Genomic DNA, 20,119 nt, shown 5'->3' with positions numbered 1-20,119 from the left:
CCCATCGTGCGGTGCGCGCGGGACGCAGGTCAGGCGATCTCGACGGCGACGAAGATCTGATTGCCGCCGCGGTTGATCAGCATCAGCGCCGGATCGGTCTTCTGGTCTTCGAGCGCGGATTTGAGCGCCTCGGGTGTTTCCACATCCTGGTTGCCCAGCTTCACGATCACGTCGCCCTGCCGCAGACCGGCCTTAGCCGCCGGGCTGTCCGGCTTGAGCGAAGTGACGACCACGCCGTGCACGTTCTCGGGAACTCCGATCTGCGCACGAGTCGCTTTGGACAGCGGTGCTACGGTGACACCCAGCGTCTTGCCCGCCACCGCGTCATCGGTCGGTTCCGCGTTTGCCGCCATCTGTGCCGAATGCTGCCCGATCGTGACGTTCAGGGTCTCTTCCTTGCCATTGCGCAGGACGGTGACCTTGCTGTCGGTTCCGACGGCCGTGGTGCCAACAAGCACCGGCAGTTCACTGCTTGAGTCGACCTTCTCGCCATTGAAGGCGATGATTACGTCGCCCTGTTGCAGCACGCCTTGAGCGGGGCTGTCTGGCAGAACCTCCGATACCAGTGCGCCGACAGTGCCATCGACACCCATCGCTGCGGCCAGCTCGGGGCTGATGTTCTGGATCGAGACACCCAGCCAACCGCGGCTGACCTGGCCATCGTCACGCAGGTCCGCAGCGATGTGCTCGACGATGTTCGAAGTCACGGCAAAACCCAGTCCGACCGAACCACCACTGGGCGAATAGATGGCCGAGTTCACCCCAACGACTTCGCCGTCCATGTTGAACAGGGGGCCGCCCGAGTTGCCTTTGTTGATGGCTGCATCGGTCTGAATGAATTCAGCATAGGGGCCTTCCGAGATATTGCGTCCCTTGGCGGACACGATGCCGGTCGTGACGGTCGAACTCAGGCCGAACGGGTTGCCGATGGCGACCACGTCTTCGCCCACGCGGATGTCGTCGCTATCCCCCAGCGGGACCGGCTGCAGCGCCTCATCCGCGTCGATCTTGAGCAGCGCGATATCGGTCAGGGGATCGGTCCCCACGACTTCAGCCTCGTACGAGCGATCATCGTTCAGGCGCACGGTGATCTTGCTGGCTTTGTCGACGACGTGGTGGTTTGTGATGATATAGCCATCTTCATCCAGTACGAACCCGGACCCGAGGCCCTGACTGGGACCACGGCGCGGGGCGTCAAAGCCTTCGGGAATCCCGAAACGTTTGAAGAACTCACCAAAAGGCTGGCCTTCGAAATCAAACTCCTGGCCGCTCGCCGGCGACGGGGCCGCGTCGATCGAGGCAATGACGGTTACCACGGACGGTGAAACGGTTTCGACCAGATCCGCCAGGGCTTCGTCGGCCTGCGACGGAATGGCGGTCGCGGCCAGCAACGCCGCGCTCAGCGCGGTGGCGCCAAACAGCCCTGAGGTGCGAGGAAGAATAAGGGGGGATTTGCGGATGCTCATGTTGACTAGGTCTCCTTGGTTCGGCGCTTGTTGATGTGCGCTTTGCAGGGAACATGAGCCGCCAGTCTTTGCGTTTTCTGACTGATCAATTAATAAATCTTAATTTTGCCACATTAGGGGCGTCTGGTAGCGCTCGCAAACCCGGGAATCGGCCTTGGAAGTTGCCGGTCGAATCGGTGGATTGTTGCCGAAATGAGGGTCAAATTCGCAAAAGCATTGAATTGAATCAAATTTGTTAACAGTCCAGCAGCGGTTTTTGACCGAATTTTCAGGGACACTCACAGGTTGCGCCACCGCCTTTTCAGAAGTTGGTATTTGTCTAATAGGTATTTGCAAGAATGTCATTTTGATCGTTTGGCGCTAAATATTTCATGCCCTGGGTCGGCTATGGCAAAGCGCACGAACAACCTTGGGTAGATTTCCGCGACACGCGTTGTTGCGGAAATACCATCACGAATTCGGCAAAATTAACCAATTCAACCAATTTTACGTTGTTTGCAATGAACTTATCGGTGACGATGAACGTGCCCAAGTGAAAGGGGGGCCTGACGGCATCAAGGGGGTGCTTGAAGGCAGATCTCAGTCACCGGAAGCGCTGAGCGGCATGTTAACGAGGGGGTCTTGTTTCGGTTCGGCAGCACATTGGTCTGATGTCTTGACGACATCCGGGCCGCGTTTTCGGGATTGGTGAAAGTGGTAGTCCTGTTTTGGGCAACCGGCCCGGTCGTTCTCGACCGGGCCGCGTTACTATTAGGATTTTTGGTTTTTGCGCCATTCGGCCCACGCTTGGGGCGTATCCAGATCCAGAATAGCGTTCTGACCCGGCATAGGCTGCAGGTGCACCTGGTCCAGATGCGCGCGTACGACGGCTTGTGCGCCGCCATCTCCGGTCAAATGCGCCAGATCAGCAAGGAGACTTCGGTCGAAGATCACAGGATGGCCTGGAACGCCATCGGAGGACGCTCCGCGCCAGATCAGCTTGTCAGGATGTTCGGTGACCGACCGGAGGACCGCGCGCAGATCGTCTGATGTCAGCTCTGGCAGATCGGCCAGCAGGATCATCGCTGCCCGGGCTGATACCGGCACCTGTGCGACGGCTCTGCGCAAACTGGCATTCATGCCTTCATCCGCATCGGGAACAGAAACGACCTGCAAGTCCATCCCGCTCAGCGCGGTGTATCGCGGGTGAGGCGCCGGCGGCAGGGCGACGATGACCGGCCCGACAGCTACTGCGATTTCAGCCGAGCGTCGGATCAGTGGTTGACCATCGACAATTTGCATCAACTTGTCCACTCCGCCCATACGGCGAGAGCTTCCGGCGGCCAGCAAGATGACAGGGATATCCTCCATGCCGGCCACCTTGCCGCCAACCGGAATTGCTGTCACCCCCGCATACGCGCACCGTCGGGGTCAAATAGTGGACTGGTCAGCACGCGCGCCTTGCGCATCTTGCCCAGGATTTCGATTTCAACTGCCAAACCGTCGGCCGCCAAGCCCGTTGGCAGGAAGCCCATGGCGACTGATTTCTGCGCGAAATGCGAATACCCGCCGGATGTGCAAAACCCAACCACTGCGCCGTCGTGCCAGATGGGTTCGTAGGCGTTCACATCCGCGTCCTCGGCCTCGACCTCAAAGGCCACAAGCTTGCGGGCCGGTCCTTCAGCCCGCTCGTCCTCGGCGACAGCGCGCCCGATGAAATCGACGTTCTTTGCAAACGAGATGAAGCGGTCCAGCCCGGTTTCAGCGGCCGTGTAGTCGGGCGAGAACTCGCGCATCCACGAGCCGAAGAACTTGTCGAGCCGCAGGCTCATCATCGCGCGCATCCCGAAGGGGGTGATGCCGTGCGGCTGGCCGGCCTGCCACAGGGTCCACCAGAGCTGGCGTTGTGCCATCGGATCGCAGTAGATCTCGAACCCCAGATCGCCGGTATAGCTGACCCGCTGCACGACGCAGTCGGTCATGCCGACGACCATTCGGCGTACGTCCATGAAGCGCATGTCGCTGATATCGGCGCGGGTGCAGGCGGCCAGAACCTCGCGGGCCTTAGGGCCTGCAATCTGGAAGCCGTTGCGTTTGTCGCTGATATTCTCGACGGTTACGCCGTCTTCCTGATGCTGCCGGAACCAGCGCATGTGAAAGTTCTGTGCCCCGTAGGAGGCGGTGAGTTGGAACTCTTCCTCACCCAAGCATGACACGGTGAAGTCGCCGATCAGCTTGCCCTTGGGCGACAGCATGGGCGTCAGCGACAGGCGGCCCGGAGCGGGGATGCGGCCCGCCATGATCCGATCCAGCCAGTCGCGGGCGCGGGGACCGGTGACCATGTATTTGCCGAAATTGTGCACCTCGTTGATGCCGACGCCCTCACGCACGGCCCGCACCTCGCGGCCCGTTGCCCCGAAGGCGTCCGAGCGGCGGAAGGAGGGGGTTTCATAGCCGGGCTCGCCATCCTGCGCGAAGTAATTGGCGACCTCGAGCCCGTATTGCTGGCCCCAAACCGCGCCCAGATCGCTGAAGATGTCATACATCGGCGTGGTGCGGTTGGGGCGGGCAGCGGGTAGTTCCTCGTTCGGGTAGGAGACCGAGAAACGCTTCTGATAGTTCTCGATCACCTTGGGGCGGGTATAGCCGGGGGTGATCCAGTCGCCGAACCGGGCCACGTCCATGGCAAAGACGTCGCGTTCGGGCTCGCCCTCGATCATCCATTGCGCCAGCGTCAGGCCGACGCCGCCCCCCTGGCTGAACCCGGCCATCACGCCGCAGGCCGACCAGTAGTTGCGCACGCCCGGCACCGGCCCGACCAGCGGGTTGCCGTCGGGGGCAAAGGTGAACGGGCCGTGGATCACCGATTTCACCCCGGCCTCTGCCAGAACCGGGAAACGGCGATAGGCGAACTCGATCGAGTCGGTAATCTTGTCGAAATCATCGGGCAGCAGCTCATGCCCGAACTCCCAGGGCGTTCCATCCACGGCCCAGGGCTTGCAGGGTTGTTCATAGAAACCGATACACAGGCCGCGTCCCTCCTGCCTCAGATAACTTTCGCCGGCCGGGTCCATGACGTGCGGATGCTCGCCGCCCGCGTCGATGATCGCCTCGATTTCGGGGATGGTATCGGTGACGAGGTATTGATGCTCCATCGGGTGCAGCGGGAAGTAGATGCCCGCCATCGAGCCCACCTCGCGCGCCCATAGGCCGCCCGCGTTAACGATATGCTCGGCGTGGATGGTGCCCTTGTCGGTGACCACGTCCCATGTGCCGTCGGGGCGCTGGTTGGTTTCGCGCACCATGCAGTGGGTTTCGATCGTGGCGCCACCCATCCGTGCGGCCTTGGCATAGGCGTGGGTTGTGCCCGAGGGGTCAAGGTGCCCGTCCAGCGGATCATACAGCGCGCCAATGATGCCGTCGGTGTTGGTGATGGGGGAGATCTTCTTGATCTCGTCGGGGCCGACGATTTCGGTCTCCAGCCCCATGAAGCGATGCTTGGCGCGTTCGGCCAGCAGCATGTCGAACCGGTCCTGGTTGTCGGCCAGCGTGATGCCGCCCACATGGTGCAGCCCGCAGGACATGCCGGTGATCTTTTCCAGTTCCTTGTAAAGCCGGATGGTATAGCCCTGAAGCGCGGCCATGTTGGTGTCGCCGTTCAGCGTGTGGAACCCGCCCGCCGCGTGCCAGGTAGATCCGCTGGTCAGTTCCGACCGTTCCAGCAGCATCACATCCGACCAGCCCAGCTTGGTCAGGTGATACAGCACCGAACACCCGACAACTCCACCGCCGATCACGGCAACCTGACACGTCGATTTCATCCGCACCTCCTTGCGTCTGGCCCGAAGGTGCAGGGGCGCCGCGCCGGTATCTGTCACGAAAACGACCGAGTTTGTCGTTTCCGCCGGCCGTTCGCCAGACGTTTGTCAGAGCGGCCGCACCTTCAACCAGGTAATCCGGTTGCCCTCTCGCTCGACGACCTCGAACCGGAAGCCGTGGAACGAGAATACCTGACCAACGGTCGGGATCATCTGCGCTTCGTGGATGACCAGCCCGGCAATGGTGTTGGCCTCGTCATCGGGCAGGGACCAGTCCATCGCGCGGTTCAGGTCGCGGATCGTCATCGAGCCTTCGACCAGATACTGACCGTCTTCGATTCGCGTAACCGTCACATCTTCGTCCACGTCGAATTCGTCGGCAATCTCGCCTACGATTTCTTCGAGGATGTCCTCGAGCGTGATCAACCCGCGCAGCGAGCCGTATTCATCAACCACCAGCGCAAAATGGCTGTGCATGCGCAGGAATTCCCGCATTTGGTCGTCCAGCGTGGTGGTCTCCGGTACGAAATAGGGGGCGTTGGCCACTTTGAGGATGTCGAACGACTTCAGCCGGTCGGCACTGCCCTCGCCGCCGCCGGCCTGCGCGTACATGGCGCGGAACAGATCCTTGGCGTGCACGACGCCCACGATGTTCTCGGGCTGGCCACGGAACACCGGCAGGCGCGTGTGACGGCTTTCGAGGCATTGTTTCAGGATCGATTCAGGGTCTGCGTCCGCGTCGATCATCTCGATATTCGAGCGATGCAGCATGATTTCCTCGACCGTACGGTCGCCGAGATCAAGCGCACCCAGGATGCGGTCGCGGTCCTCTTTTTCCACGACGCCTTCGGAATGGCCCAGTTGCAGGGCGCCGGCGATCTCTTCACGCACGGCAAGGATGTTGCTGTCGGGATCGATCTGAACCCCGAACAGTCGCAGGACCCCGCGCACCAGCAGGCGCACGGCGGCCACCACCGGCGAAAACACCGTAACGACAACACCGATCACCGGGGCGACGGCCGCGGCGGCCTTTTCGGCATTGGTAATCGCGTAGGTCTTGGGCAGTACCTCAGCAAAGACCAGAACAAGCAGGGTCATGACCAAGGTGGCCAGTGCCACGCCGCTTTCTCCGAAAAGTCGGGTGAACAACGCCGTGGCCAGCGAGGCTGCAAGGATGTTGACGAGGTTGTTGCCCAGCAGAACCGAGCCGATCAGACGTTCGTTGTCATCAGTGATCTCCAGCGCCTTTTGCGCGCCGCGCGATCCTTTGTCGGCTTGCGCCCGCAGTTTACCCCGCGAAGACGCCGTCAGCGCTGTTTCAGACCCCGAGAAGAAGCCGGAGAGAACCAGCAGAAGCAGAATTGAGGCCGTAGTCAGCCAGAAGGCGCCATCGAGAAGAGAAGGGTCAGAGTCCATCGGTCCGTTTCAGGTATTGTTGATGCAATGGTTATGGGGGCGCAGATGCGCGCGATCAAGGGTTTGGCCCTAGTCTCGACCGTCATCCTTGGCAAGCGGGTGATGCTGCAACACCAGCTCCGACAGGCGCTCGTCCAAGACATGCGTATAGATTTCGGTCGTCGCGACGTCGGCGTGACCAAGCAGGGTCTGGATCGAACGCAAATCGGCCCCATTGGCCAAAAGATGAGTCGCGAAGGCATGGCGCAGCGTGTGTGGCGTGACTTTGTCGGGAGAAACACCACCTTGCACGGCCAGTTCCTTAATCAGAGCAAAGAACCGGTGACGGGTCAGGTGCCCTGATTTTCCACGCGAAGGAAACAGGAACCGGGACCGCTGGCCTCCGTTGGCGGCGGCTGCATCTTCGGCTTCGTCCCGGATGGCCAGCCATGCCGCCAAAGCATCGCGCGCAGGCGGTGACAGGGGCACCATGCGCTCCTTTCCACCTTTGCCAAGAACCAGCAGCATACGTGGGTCGCCCCGGGCGGATGATACCGGCAGGGAAACAAGCTCGGTCACACGCATCCCGGTCGCATACAGAATTTCCATCAGGCAAGTGTTGCGCACCTTGTCTGCCGTACTGCGCCCTGTTTTCCTGGCAGCCTCCAGCAGGCGATCGACTTCGGCCACGTCCAGCGTCTTGGGCAGCCTTTTCTGGCGTCCCGGGCCTTTGATCTGGATGGCCGGATTGGTCGAGCGCCAGCCTTCTTCAAACGCGAAACGATACAATTGCTTGATGGCAGAGAGGCGGCGAGCGCGGGTCGCGCGCGAAAGGCCTTGTGCGTCACAGTCAATCAGGTAGGCCTCGATCATATCCTGGTCGGCCGCCTCGAACCCGGCATTTCGCCGATCGAGCCACGCGGCAAAGTCCTTCAAGTCCCGCCCATAGGCCAGCAAAGTGTTGGTTGCCGCCCCAAGTTCTGCGGCCTGCGCCTCGAGAAACGCGGAAATCCACAAGTCTTGTGTCGCCGGAGCGGACACTGTCAGGCCCCCTTCAAAACAAGCAACTGCAAGGCGGCGCGGCGCGCCGTGTCTTCCAGGCCGACGTGTCGGAACACCGCGATGGCCGCAGTCAAGTCAACCAGATTGCCGCGCGCGCCATGCGCGAACATCTGCATGGCCTCAAGAATTGCCTCGCCCAGACGGTTTGCCTCCAACATCGCGCGGATATCGGACGGGATCGGTGCCGACCATGCAAACCCTTCGGCGATGGCGTCAGCCATCGGTGAGAGCGAGTTCGGACGCTCGGGTTGGCCCGATGCCAAAGCAGCCAGAAAGGCATTGGCCTCGGGTCCGTCGGGGACATATCGTGCGGCATCCTCGTACAGCTCGGACAACAGCAGGATGCGCCAGCGCAGGTTCTCGGTGGTCGGGTCGGACAGCTTGATCGACATCAGGCGCTCGGCGAACAGTTCGGCAAAGGGCACTTCGAGCCCGACCGAACCCATTTCTGCCCAGACTTTCGGCAGGGTCTTGGAAATCGCTTCGGGGCTTCCGGTCTCCAGCGCCGTTTCGAAACGCTGAACCGCCGAGACGCGATCCCAGACCGCGCCCGAAGCCGCAGGCGCGCGCTCGGTATAAAGGCCCAGCAGATGGTTTGGCGTAAGCGCGCCAATACGGGTCAGGCGCTCGGCCGCTTCGATCTGGGCCTTCCAACCGGCAACATCGCGCAGGTCGGCATTGGCAAAGGCCCGCGGCAACGAGGCGGTCGGAAGTCGCTCGCCGATCGCTTCGAACAGGCGAAACGTCAGCGGGTCAGGGTCTTCGGGCTGCGGCAGATATGCGGCGCCTTCGAACATCTCGGGGCTTAGGAAGCGATCCAGCAGATCGAGTTGCTCGGGCGGCAGTAATTCGAGCGCGTGCGCCGCTTCGAGCGTCAGTGCGGCCGAAGCCCAGTCACCTCTGCGGGCCTTGCAGAAGACCTGCGCGGAATAATCCCTCGACAAATGCGGTTGCGCGATCAGCGCAGTGCAGCTGCGGTCTTCGTCGCCGGTCAGCAGAGTTGCGTCAAACCATCGTTTGAACCGCTCAGGCGTATCGGTGGGGCCGGCAAGCTGCACCAAGGATTGCGTCGGATCGGCGGCACCCAGCTGCATCAGGCGATCCAGCCGCGCCAGAAGGAGCTCGTCTGGCTCATTGGAATTTGCCGGCGCTCGGGCCTCGGTCAACAAAAGCGTGAACAACAGCCGCTGCATGGCAGGGTTCGATTTGACCGGCACGCGCGCGATAAGTTCGGCCAGCCGGGCCGGATCGCTGGGCAGCCACAGATCAACCGGCAGCCCTGTCGCGGACCCATCCACCAATCCCAACGGCGGCGACAGCGCCTCGAGCGGGGACACCTGGATGTCGGGCTGCAGGCCGGTATCGGTAACCGGCGGCTCGAGCAATACGGTCCCCGGCAACAGGTCAGGGGCCGTCTCCAGCCAATCGATCGCGGATAGCGGTTGTTCGGTTTGCGCGGCGGCTTGGCCGGTCAGTGCAAGCGCCAGCACGACGGCCCTAGTTGACATCCAGAATTACCGGTTCGCTGATTTCGCTTTGCGGGGCCGAGAAGTCGGCGCCGAAGAACGGGCCAAGATACGCATAGGCCACCAAGCCGATGAAAAGCAGGCAAATTAGGTACAACAGGAATTTGATCAGACGGCCCATGGCTCAACGCTGCCTCAATTTTCGATTTTGGCCAAGTTATAACTGGCATTTTTCCCAAGATCACGTCATTCACAGGGAAATGAGCGAAATTAAGCATAACGTGGCGCCGACCGGACAACGGCAGGTGTTTGACCTGCACAAAACGGTGGTTTTGGTCGGTATGATGGGCGCTGGCAAGACGGCCGTGGGGCGCGCTCTGGCCGCGCGCCTTGGCGTTCCTTTCCTCGACAGTGACAGCGAGATCGAATCGGCTGCCAACATGACCATCCCCGAGATATTTGAACGGGACGGCGAGCCGTTCTTTCGTGCCAAGGAAAGCCAGGTCATCGGCCGTCTCCTGGACGAGAAAAAGGGTATCCTGTCGACCGGCGGTGGCGCTTTTCTGAGCGAAGAAAACCGGACGATGATTTCGGACCGTGGGGTTTCCGTATGGCTGTGCGCCGATCTGGAAGTGTTGTGGAACCGGGTGCGCCACAAAGACACGCGACCCTTGCTGCGCACGCCTGATCCATATGCAACGCTGCGTGACCTGTACGAGGCCCGCGTGCCGTTGTACGCACAGGCTGATCTGGTGGTGAATTCGGACGGCGACACCGCCATCGAGGATATGGTTGACCGGGTTCTGGAAAAGCTGATGACGCGCCCGGATGTATTGGAAGTCAAATAGATGCATCAGACAGTTAACGTTGATCTGGCCGAGCGGTCCTATGACGTGGAAATCGGGCCGGACCTGTTGGCTCAGGCCGGTGCGCGGATCAAACCCATGCTGCACCGTCCGCGCGTCGCGGTTCTAACCGATGAAACCGTGGCCGGTTTGCATCTGGATGCTTTGCGCAGCGGCCTGGCATCGGCCGGGGTGGAAATGACCGCATTGGCTCTGCCCGCAGGTGAGGCGACCAAAAGCTGGCCGCATTTCGAGCGCGCCGTCGAATGGCTGTTGGCCGAAAAGATCGAACGGCGCGATATCGTCGTAGCCTTCGGCGGTGGAGTGATCGGCGATCTGGGGGGCTTTGCCGCCGCGGTGCTGCGTCGCGGTGTTCGCTTTGTGCAGATCCCAACATCGCTCTTGGCGCAGGTCGACAGTTCCGTGGGGGGCAAAACCGGTATCAATGCTCCGCAAGGCAAAAACCTGATCGGTGCGTTTCATCAACCTTCGTTGGTTCTGGCTGATACCTCAGTGCTTGGCACGCTGACGGCGCGTGATTTTCTGGCGGGATATGGTGAAGTCGTAAAATATGGCCTTTTGGGGGATGCCGATTTCTTCGAGTGGTTGGAGCGCAACGGCCCCGCGCTGTCGGCCGGGGACATGGCGACCCGGGTTCGGGCGGTCACCCGTTCGGTTCAGATGAAGGCCGATATCGTGGCCCGTGATGAGACTGAACAAGGCGACCGGGCGCTGTTGAACCTCGGGCATACGTTCTGCCACGCGCTTGAGGCGGCGACGGGCTATTCCGACCGGCTGCTGCATGGCGAGGGTGTTGCCATCGGCTGCGCCCTGGCGTTCGAGTTGTCGGCCCGCATGGGTCTGTGTTCCCAGGAAGACCCGAGCCGCGTCCGCGCGCACTTGAAGGCAATGGGCATGAAGACCGATCTGTCTGACATTCCCGGAGATCTGCCGGGCGCGGAAGATCTGGTCGACCTTATGGCTCAGGACAAGAAGGTCGTTGACGGCCAACTGCGCTTTATCCTGGCGCGTGGGATCGGGCAGGCCTTCGTCACGTCGGACGTGCCACGCGATGCCGTTCTGTCCGTGCTGCAGGATGCATTGGCAACGTGCTGATAAGCGGAGTCAGCGGCCCCGTATCACCATCAATTCGCCAATGTTTTCGCGGGTGATGTATCCGACCATCTGACCGGTCTTGGTGCAGACCGCCACGGCCGGTGCGCCACCATGAAGACCATCCAGAACGGCCTCGAGTCCACTGGTCAAGGCCACCCGGGGGATTTGCTCTTCCATGACCGAGGTCGCGGGTTCCGACCGGGGGTGATCGCCAGCTAGCGCGGCAAACAGCCGATTGCGAGTCACGAAGCCCAACAGCTGCCCGTCTTCGCCCAAAACCGGGAACTCGTGCTGCGTTGTCTGGATCACGGCCTGAGCCGCCGTTGCCAACGTGTCTTGGGGGGTCAGTGCGTGGAATTCGGTGATCATCGCGTCCCGGGCCAGCACGCGGCGCGCCACCGAGCGCATTGCCACATCCTGGCTTTCTGCATTGGCCGCGATGAAGACGAAAACTGCGATCAGAACCAGGATCGGGTTACCGGTGCTGAGCCCCAGAAAACCGAAACCGACGGCCACGGCCTGGCCCGCAAAGGCTGCGGCCCGTGTGGCCTTGACCCTGTCCATCTTCAGGCAGAGCAGGGCGCGGAACACGCGGCCGCCGTCCATCGGAAACGCTGGGATCAGGTTGAACACCGCGAGGAACAGATTGACGTAGGCCAGCCGGCTCAGCAGGTCGATGCGGGTCGAGTCGATTTGCGCCAGCGTTTCTACCTGCATTCCCGCGCCCAGAAGCACAAGGATGCCCCAAATGACGACGTTGACCGCTGGACCAGCCAATGCAACGGCAACTTCTTGCATCGGCTTTTCCGGCATCCTCTCCAAGCGGGCCAAGCCGCCGATGGGCAGCAGAGTGATGTCCGGAGTGCGAATGCCATACCTGCGGGCCATCAGCGCATGACCGAATTCATGGGCAACAACGCAGGCAAACAACGCCAGAACAAAAATGATGTTGTCGATGGCTGCCGGCCACCCTCCGTCAGAGTAGGCGGCAAAGCCGACCCAAGCCAGCAGCAGGAAGAAGGTGACATGGACCCTCAGTTCCGATCCGAGCAACCGGCCGACGGCGAAGGACCATGTCATGACGTGCCTCGCTAAAGCTTAGAACGGGATTTCGTCGTCGTCGATGCCGCCAGATGCCTGTGCCGGCGCGCTGGATTGTGCGGCGTAGGGCTCGGAGTATCCGCCGCTGTCCTGGCCGCCTCCGTAACCGCTGCTTTGGCCGCCACCGTATCCGCCGCCCTCATTGCGACTGTCCAATAGGGTCAGTTCACCGCGGTAAGGGCGCAGAACGACTTCAGTGGAATAGCGATCCTGACCGGACTGATCCTGCCACTTGCGCGTTTCCAGTTGGCCTTCGATGTAGACCTTTGACCCTTTGCGCAAATACTGCTCGGCGATGCGGACGAGCGGTTCGGAAAAAATAGCGACTGTGTGCCACTCGGTCCGTTCGCGGCGTTCACCGGTATTGCGGTCTTTCCAGTTCTCCGAGGTCGCGATCCGTAGGTTGCAGACTTTGCCACCGTTCTGAAACGACCGTACTTCGGGGTCGCGCCCGAGATTGCCGACCAGAATGACTTTGTTGACTGAACCTGCCATGGATTTCCCCGTTTTTTGACTAGCTTGATGGCGCCCGAATCTGACGCTGAGTTCACCTGAAACCCTATACGTCCTGCGCCCGGGTTGGAACATGGTTGATGCCCGGAATGCCGCCTGGAAAATCAGTGTTTCCTTAACCAAGCTTTCATTTCTGCCTGAAATACCTATAATCCGATTGATTGCTGAACGAGCGGGATTGCTTGAATGCGTTGTCTGTTAAGTGGTTTTTCAATTGCATGCCTCGTTCTGGCGTCGACGCCGCTGAGCGCGGATGTCCTGTCGACCAAGAATCGCAAAGATATCTTTTTGAAGCAGGCCAAGATTTTGGACACGCGGGCCGCCAGCCAGTATCGCGACTCTGAACGGCTGAAACCGAAGACGCCGGACGGCAGTTTCAAAAAGCGCTATTCTGGTAAGTACCGTGGTGAATACCTTGCCATGGCGCGCCAAGCAGCGCGCAAGCACAATGTCCCGGAAGAACTGTTCCTGCGTCTGGTGCAGCAGGAAAGCGGTTGGAACCCGCACGCCAAGTCGCATAAGGGCGCTTTGGGGCTCGCGCAGCTGATGCCGCAAACCGCCAGGCTGCTGAACGTGAACCCGCATGACCCGAAGCAAAACCTTGAAGGCGGTGCGCGGTATCTTTCGTGGCAATACCGTAAATTCAAGTCCTGGCGCCTCGCGCTGGCAGCCTACAACGCCGGCCCGCAAGCAGTGGAAAAGCATGGCGGCGTGCCTCCCTATGCCGAGACACAGAATTACGTCAAAGTCATCTGGGGCGGCTGATACCAAAGCCGCACAAAAAAAACCGGCCCTGGGCCGGTTTTTCTTTGGGCGATCACTCAGCCGCTATTTTGATAACCGGCTCCATCTTGGCCAGTGTTTCGGTGGACAGATGACACTTGACCTGGTGTCCGTCAGCCAGCGTCTGGACCGGCGGAACCTCTTTTTCGCACAATCCGCCCGCAACCTCGGACTTCCACCGACACCGGGTTTGGAACGGACATCCGGGCGGCGGGTTCATCGCCGAAGGAATGTCGCCTTCAAGGACGATGTGTTTCTTTTCGACTGAGGTATCGGCGATTGGAACCGCGCTCAGCAGTGCCTCGGTATAGGGGTGATAGGGCGGCGAGAAGACTTGATCGGTCGTGCCCAGTTCGACCACGTGGCCCAGATACATCACCATGACGCGGTCGCTGAGGTAGCGTACGATCGACAGGTCGTGGCTGATGAACAGCAGTGTCGTCTTGTGTTCGCGCTGGATCTCCATCAACAGATCGGTCACGGCTGCCTGCACCGACACATCCAATGCCGAGACCGGCTCGTCCGCGACGACGATCCGGGCGTCCCCGGCAAAGGCACGGGCTATCCCCACGCGCTGTTTCTGGCCGCCTGACAGTTGGCGCGGCATACGGTCGGCAAACGCGCGCGGCAGCTTCACCAGGTCCAGCAACTCGAGCATCCGTTGCTTGCGTTCGGCCTCCGAGTTTCCGACGCCGAAGATCTCCAGCGCGCGGATGATCTGACGTCCGACCGTCATCGACGGGTTCAGCGTATCGAACGGGTTCTGGAACACCATCTGGACTTCGCCGACGGTCTTGGCATCCCGTTCTTCGATCGGCAAATGCTCGATATTGCGGTTGTCCAGCAGGATCTGCCCGTCGGTCGCCGTCTCCAATCCCATGAGGACCTTGGCAAACGTGGATTTACCGCAGCCGGACTCGCCAACGATGGCCAGCGTTTCCGATTCATGTGCGTCGAAGCTGAGGGTTTCGTTGGCCTTGACCACTTTCTTCTCGCCCCCACCGAACAGGGCGTTTGCGGCCACCTCGTAATATTTCTTGAGGTTGTCCATCTTCAGAACGGTCTTGCCGATCGGCGCTTTTTCTTTTTGCTCTGCAACCGTGATGGGCGCGTTCCAGTCGATTTCCTGGAACTTCAAGCAGCGCGTATGGTGGCGGTCATTGCCCGGGACCGGGAACATCTGAATGTCCTGCGCATCACAGCGCCCTTCCTCGAAATAGTCGCATCGCGGGCCGAAATTGCAGCCCGGTGGGCGTTCGTGCGGCAACGGGAAGTTGCCGGGGATAGCAACCAGCGGGCGCGAATTCTTGTCCGCGCCGGGCAGGGGGATCGAGCGGAACAGCGCCTGAGTGTAGGGGTGCTGCATCTCGTCAAAGACATCGTGGATCGAGCCACGTTCGACCGCCTCGCCGGAATACATCACGCACAAACGGTCACATGTCTCTAGAACCAGGCCGAGGTTGTGCGAAATGAACAGCATCGATGTGCCGTATTTCTTGCCCAGATCCTTGACCAGTTCCACCACGGCGGCCTCGACGGTCACGTCCAGCGCGGTTGTCGGTTCGTCCAGGATCAGAAGCGACGGCTTGGACATCAGCGCCATCGCGATCACGATGCGCTGCTGCTGGCCACCGGACAGCTGATGCGGGAAACTGTTCAGCATCCGCTCGGGGTCCGGCAGGCGCACATCGGTCACCACTTCCAGGGCGCGGGCATAGGCCTCTTCTTTGCCGACCCCTTCGTGGATCATCGGCACTTCCATCAGCTGTTTGCCGATCTTCATCGCCGGGTTCAACGAAGCCATCGGCTCTTGATAGATCATCGCGATCTCATTGCCGCGAATGTCCCGAAGTTCTTCCTTGCTCATCTCGCTAAGGTCGCGGCCCTTGAATTTGATCGAACCGCCGACGATCCGACCATTCTTGCCAAGGTCCTGCATGACACCCAGGGCGACCGTCGACTTGCCGCAGCCGGATTCACCGACCAGGCCGACAGCTTCGCCGGGTTGCACACTGACTGAAAAATCCATTACGGCTGGTATTTCCCGCAAGCGGGTAAAGAACGAAATCGAGAGCTTGTCGATTTCGAGGATCGGCCCGTCATAATCCGCCAGTTTGTTCATCTTGCTTGCTCCTCGCCAGCATTCAGGGGATCCCCTTCATCTGGCTAAAAATATCCTGGTGGGGGCCGGGGGCAGTCCCCCGGCCGCTTTCACATCAGTCCTTCAGGCTTTCTTCTCGCAGGCCATCCGCCAGCAGGTTCAATCCCAGAACCAGTGACAACAGCGCCAGTGCCGGCGGCAGTGCAGGGTGCAGGTAGATCGACAGCAGTTTGCGCCCTTCGTTGATCGTGGATCCCCAATCCGGGCTTTCCGGCGGCAGGCCCAACCCAAAAAACCCCAAGGTCCCCAAGAGGATGGTCGTATAGCCGATGCGCAGGCAGAAATCGACGATCAGCGGCCCGCGCGCATTGGGCAGGATTTCCCAAAGCATGATATACCACGGGCCTTCGCCGCGCGTCTGCGCCGCGGCTACGTAGTCGCGTGTCTTGATGTCCATGGCCAGGCCGCGCACGATGCGGAACACCGTGGGCGAGTTGACGAACACAACCGATACGAACACGACCAGGATCCCGCCCGGAATGTCGAACAGATCCAGATAGGTCGGCAGACCCCAGATGCTGTAATCGTCCGTGCGGATGACGTATCCCCCGGTCGAGATCAGCGACAGGTACAGCCAGATCGCGATACCCAAGACGCCGGTCAGCAGCGGCGTGCGGAATTTCGGCCGGGTGTAGTAGCGCGAATTCAAAAGGACGCCGATGAAAAGGATCGGGAACACGAACAGGACTGCGGCCATATAGTTCGGCACGCCGGTCGCGACGATTTCCGGTGTGACCAGCAGGTAGAACAGCAGGATTACCGGGAACGCCAGGATCAGATTGGCGAGGAACGACAGAAACGTGTCCAGCCGTCCGCCATAGTATCCGGCGGGCAAGCCCAGCGTGATCCCGACCATGAAGGCAAACATTGTGGCCAGCGGAGCAATCTGCACGACGATCCACGCACCCTTGACCATGCGACTGAATACGTCGCGGGCAAGGTTGTCGCCGCCCAGCAGATACCAGGCGAACTCACCGTCCTCGGCATTGGGCAGGGGGGTGCCGGGCACCTTGTTCTTCATGCCGGAAACCTGGACCAATGGATCGTGTGTCACGATCAGGTCCAAAGCCCCGAAGATGCCGGTGAAAACCCAGAACATGACCAGTCCAAAACCGATCATGCCGATCGGGCTGTCGAACAGCTTGCCGTACAGGCCAAGGCGCCGTTTGAAGGCAACCGACATCGCGAACAGAATGATCAGCGAAAGCCAGACCGGCAGAAATTGCTGCGAGATCGCGCCGATAATCCCGGCCCCTGTGCCCAGGAATATTCCCAGCAGCAGGTAAGCGACCACCGTCGCGATGCTGGCTAGGAAAGAATACCACAGCGCGGATTGCGTCAGGTTTCTGAGGCCGCCGCCCGAACTGACGGTGCCATCCGCATTCACGCTGACCTGCGTCTCGGGCAGCAGAATGCTTGCCAGGATCCAGGCAACGACGGATACGACCAGCGCAGCCAGGGCGATCATCATGATCGGGTTCAGAAAGGCGATAGAGCCAGTCCAGCTCAGAGGTTCCATGGTCTATCCTCCCTTATGAAATGCGGATGCGCGGGTTGAGGTAGACATAGCCGATATCCGAGATCAGCTGCGTCACGAGCACCACAAAGACCGACACGACCGAGATCGCCAGCAGAAGCTGGATGTCGTTGTTCCCCGCGGCCTGCACCAGTGCCCAACCGAAACCCTTGTAGTTGAACAGGGTCTCGACGATCACGACGCCGTTCAGCAACCAGGGAAACTGCAGCATGATGACGGTGAAGGGCGCGATCAGCGCGTTGCGCAGGGCGTGCTTCAGAACGATATTCCCGAAGGACACACCCTTCAGGCGCGCAGTCCGGATGTATTGCGCGGTCATCACCTCGGTCATCGAGGCTCGGGTCATCCGTGCAATGTAACCCATGCCGTAAAGGGCAATGGTCAGGACCGGCAGGAAGAAATTCTCGAAGGTCGGGTTCTCCATGGCCTGTGTGGCCGTGCCCTTGAACCATTTCAGACCCACGGTTGACGAGGTGAAGATGGCGATGAAGATCACGCCCGACACGTATTCCGGCGTGGCCGTCGTGATGATCGAAAACGTGGAAAGGGACCGGTCCAGGGCAGACCCCTCGCGCATGCCGGCTAGCACACCAACCAATAGGGCGGTCGGGATCATCAGCACCAGCACCCAGAACATCAGGTAGCCGGTGTTGCCCAGACGCTTGCTGACGATCGTTCCGACTTCGTCCTTGAAGACGGTTGAATAGCCCCAGTCGCCCTGAAGAACGCCGCAGTAGCGCGGTGTCGTTTCCGGAGTAGAGCCGGGACGGGTGCAACTTCCTACGAACTGACCATCCGGTAGCGTGTTGGTGAAACCGGGCACCACCCCAAGCCATTGGCCGTACTTGACCAGCGTGGGCTGCATGTATCCGCGGTTCTCAAGCCAGGTGACGACCTGTTCATCGGACATACGCTGGTTGCCCTGCGTCTTGGCCAGTTTTTCCAGGTTTGGATAGAGGTTGGTCAGGAAGAAGACAACGAAGGTCAGGCAGAGTGCCGTCAACAGCATCACGCCCAATCGTCGAAGGATGAAGAGTCCCATGTTGGCCCCTGTTGTTCGGGTTCTCCGCAGATCAGTGGACCATTTTCTGGCCTCGGACGTCCGACCCCGCGTCGGTGTGTCTGCGGCTGGAAAGGGGCGCCCGCATTCGGGCGCCCCTTGAAAGGTTCAGGTCGGGATCAGGCCGCCCAACCCCATTTGTAGTGATGGTGTTCGAACGACACATGCATGTCGGTTCCGACCAGACCGTCCTTCATGTGACGGTACAGCGACCGCCAATAGGGCTGGATGGTGACGCCTTCTTCCTGGATCATTGCTTCGCCCTTGGCCACGATTTCGCGGCGCTTGTCGGCATCGGCAATGGCCAGAGCTTCGGTCAGAAGGGCGTCAAACTCGGCATTGGACCAGCCGAATTCGTTCCAGGCCTCGCCGGTGCGGTAGGCCAGTGCCCAGATCTGAACGCCCAGCGGACGGTGGTTCCAGTTGGTCGAGCTGTAGGGATATTTTGCCCAGTCGTTCCAGAACGTGTTGCCCGGCAGAACCGTCCGCTTGACCTTGATGCCCGCGTCGCGCAGCTGGGCTGCCACGGCATCGGTGGTGTTGCGGCGCCAGTCGTCGTCGATCGAGATCAGCTCGTGTTCGAAATCGGCCATGCCGGCCTCTTCCATCAGCTTGCGCGCACCTTCCGGGTCAACTTTCTGCGGCGGCAGTTCGTAGTAATCCGGGTGGATCGGACCAACGTGGTGGTTTTCTGCAGGCGAGCCGCGACCACCGTAGCCAAGCTCGAGGCAGACCGAGTTGTCCACGGCCATCTGCAGCGCCTGACGCACACGTTTGTCGGCATAGACCTTCTTACCGTCCACTTCCGCAAGCTGGTTCGGGCGGATCACGATGGTGTTCATCGTGACAACCTCGGACTTCACGTAGCCAAGGCTGTCCATCACGTCGATGAATTCACCAACCGATTCATACAGCATGTCGACTTCGTCCGATTCCAGAGCCGCCAGCCATGCCGACGGATCGGTGCCGTAGTCGATGTACTCAATGCGATCCAGGGCCGGACGACCGAAGACGTCTTCGCCCCACCAGGTGTGGTTCTCGTTCCGCACCAGCACGGCCTTCACGCCCACTTCCAGCTCTTCGATCAGGTAGGGGCCCGTGCCGACATTGTTTGTCAAGTCCGTTTCGCTGAACGAGCTGTGGATGATCGCGGCCGGATAGTCTGCCATGCCCGGGATCAACGAGATGTCCGAGTTCGGCAGGTTCAGCTTGACGGTGTGCGAGTCCACAACCTCGATCGCGCCTTCGATTGCCTGGCCGGTATCTGCGTCGACCAGCGTGGCAAAACGGCCTGCCATCGAGTTCGTTTCCGAGCTCTTGTCGCACCAGCGCGCGATGTTGCGTGCCACGTCTTCGGCGGTGAAATCGTCACCGTTGTTCCACTTGACGCCCTGACGGACCTTCAGCGTGTAGACGGTCGCATCGTCGTTGACTTCCCAGCCCTCCAGCAGCATGCCGCGGAATGTGCCGTCCGAGTTGTACTCGACCAGGTATTCCAGCGTGCCACGGGTGACGTTGGCTATCTGCGACCAGTCATAGGTGCGCGGATCCTTCAGCGCGCGAACTTCCTGCTGAACGCGCAGGGTGCCACCTTCTTTCTTGGCGTCTTCACCCGCCGCCTTGGCGGGCGCGGTCAGGCCGACCATGCCGTAGGCGGCCGCGGCAGTGACACCAAGGCTGGTCGTGCGCGTCAGAAACTCGCGGCGGCTCAGCTTGCCGTCCCGATATTCCTGGGCGTGCATTTCGGCAGCCCAGTGCATCGGTGCTCCGGTCAATGTCTTGGTTTTCATGGATGTCTCCCTGTGAGATTATTATGG

16 protein-coding genes are annotated in these 20,119 nt (G+C 60.6%); 3 read left to right on the top strand and 13 right to left on the bottom strand.

Annotation, left to right across the window (positions count from 1 at the left end; genetic code table 11):
- Positions 1 to 29 precede the first annotated feature (29 nt).
- The 7 genes from AC2FNZ_RS18395 to AC2FNZ_RS18365 form a co-directional block, all read right to left on the bottom strand.
- Positions 30 to 1,466: a DegQ family serine endoprotease gene (locus tag AC2FNZ_RS18395; RefSeq protein WP_496841546.1), complete on the bottom strand. Its 1,437-nt coding sequence runs from the start codon at positions 1,464 to 1,466 to the stop codon at positions 30 to 32.
- A gap of 750 nt (positions 1,467 to 2,216) precedes the next feature.
- Complete coding sequence (locus AC2FNZ_RS18390; protein WP_496841545.1) at positions 2,217 to 2,816, bottom strand: nucleotidyltransferase family protein; 600 nt, start codon at positions 2,814 to 2,816, stop codon at positions 2,217 to 2,219.
- Positions 2,817 to 2,848: 32 nt separating this feature from the next.
- Positions 2,849 to 5,266, bottom strand: a complete 2,418-nt coding sequence (locus AC2FNZ_RS18385; RefSeq protein ID WP_496841544.1) for a GcvT family protein — start codon at positions 5,264 to 5,266, stop codon at positions 2,849 to 2,851.
- A gap of 105 nt (positions 5,267 to 5,371) precedes the next feature.
- A complete protein-coding gene (locus tag AC2FNZ_RS18380; protein ID WP_496841543.1) occupies positions 5,372 to 6,679 on the bottom strand; it encodes an HlyC/CorC family transporter in 1,308 nt (435 codons plus the stop codon).
- Positions 6,680 to 6,748: 69 nt separating this feature from the next.
- The gene (locus AC2FNZ_RS18375) at positions 6,749 to 7,699 is read right to left on the bottom strand and encodes a site-specific tyrosine recombinase XerD (protein ID WP_496833086.1); all 951 of its coding nucleotides are present in this window, start codon (positions 7,697 to 7,699) and stop codon (positions 6,749 to 6,751) included.
- 2 nt (positions 7,700 to 7,701) lie between these two features.
- Positions 7,702 to 9,228, bottom strand: a complete 1,527-nt coding sequence (locus tag AC2FNZ_RS18370) for a hypothetical protein (RefSeq protein ID WP_496833085.1) — start codon at positions 9,226 to 9,228, stop codon at positions 7,702 to 7,704.
- The gene (locus tag AC2FNZ_RS18365; protein WP_170338962.1) at positions 9,218 to 9,367 is read right to left on the bottom strand and encodes a hypothetical protein; all 150 of its coding nucleotides are present in this window, start codon (positions 9,365 to 9,367) and stop codon (positions 9,218 to 9,220) included. The genes AC2FNZ_RS18370 and AC2FNZ_RS18365 overlap by 11 nt, the downstream gene beginning before the upstream one ends.
- A 79-nt stretch (positions 9,368 to 9,446) precedes the next feature.
- Here AC2FNZ_RS18365 and AC2FNZ_RS18360 point away from each other — a divergent pair, with 79 nt between their 5' ends.
- A complete protein-coding gene (locus tag AC2FNZ_RS18360) occupies positions 9,447 to 10,034 on the top strand; it encodes a shikimate kinase (RefSeq protein WP_093961860.1) in 588 nt (195 codons plus the stop codon).
- Complete coding sequence (aroB, locus tag AC2FNZ_RS18355; protein WP_496841542.1) at positions 10,035 to 11,147, top strand: 3-dehydroquinate synthase; 1,113 nt, start codon at positions 10,035 to 10,037, stop codon at positions 11,145 to 11,147.
- Positions 11,148 to 11,156: 9 nt separating this feature from the next.
- Here aroB and AC2FNZ_RS18350 read toward each other — a convergent pair whose 3' ends face one another.
- Entirely contained in the window at positions 11,157 to 12,227 is a 1,071-nt protein-coding gene (locus AC2FNZ_RS18350) for a site-2 protease family protein (RefSeq protein WP_222458135.1), read from the bottom strand.
- A gap of 18 nt (positions 12,228 to 12,245) precedes the next feature.
- Positions 12,246 to 12,743, bottom strand: a complete 498-nt coding sequence (gene ssb / locus AC2FNZ_RS18345) for a single-stranded DNA-binding protein (RefSeq protein ID WP_496841540.1) — start codon at positions 12,741 to 12,743, stop codon at positions 12,246 to 12,248.
- 204 nt (positions 12,744 to 12,947) lie between these two features.
- Here ssb and AC2FNZ_RS18340 point away from each other — a divergent pair, with 204 nt between their 5' ends.
- The gene (locus AC2FNZ_RS18340; protein ID WP_093961864.1) at positions 12,948 to 13,526 is read left to right on the top strand and encodes a lytic transglycosylase domain-containing protein; all 579 of its coding nucleotides are present in this window, start codon (positions 12,948 to 12,950) and stop codon (positions 13,524 to 13,526) included.
- 52 nt (positions 13,527 to 13,578) lie between these two features.
- Here AC2FNZ_RS18340 and AC2FNZ_RS18335 read toward each other — a convergent pair whose 3' ends face one another.
- The 4 genes from AC2FNZ_RS18335 to AC2FNZ_RS18320 all read right to left on the bottom strand — a co-directional run bounded on the left by AC2FNZ_RS18335 (position 13,579) and on the right by AC2FNZ_RS18320 (position 20,092).
- Entirely contained in the window at positions 13,579 to 15,666 is a 2,088-nt protein-coding gene (locus AC2FNZ_RS18335; RefSeq protein WP_480726660.1) for a dipeptide ABC transporter ATP-binding protein, read from the bottom strand.
- A 94-nt stretch (positions 15,667 to 15,760) separates the two neighbouring features.
- Positions 15,761 to 17,224, bottom strand: a complete 1,464-nt coding sequence (locus tag AC2FNZ_RS18330; protein WP_170363621.1) for an ABC transporter permease — start codon at positions 17,222 to 17,224, stop codon at positions 15,761 to 15,763.
- Between the two features lie 13 nt (positions 17,225 to 17,237).
- Positions 17,238 to 18,284 (bottom strand): ABC transporter permease, encoded by a 1,047-nt coding sequence (locus tag AC2FNZ_RS18325; protein WP_093961867.1) that lies wholly within the window; start codon positions 18,282 to 18,284, stop codon positions 17,238 to 17,240.
- 137 nt (positions 18,285 to 18,421) lie between these two features.
- The gene (locus AC2FNZ_RS18320) at positions 18,422 to 20,092 is read right to left on the bottom strand and encodes an ABC transporter substrate-binding protein (RefSeq protein WP_496841538.1); all 1,671 of its coding nucleotides are present in this window, start codon (positions 20,090 to 20,092) and stop codon (positions 18,422 to 18,424) included.
- Positions 20,093 to 20,119: the final 27 nt, after the last annotated feature.

Source organism: Ruegeria sp. SAZA006 (genome assembly GCF_059613465.1).
This window is presented reverse-complemented; position numbering and strand designations above follow the sequence as displayed.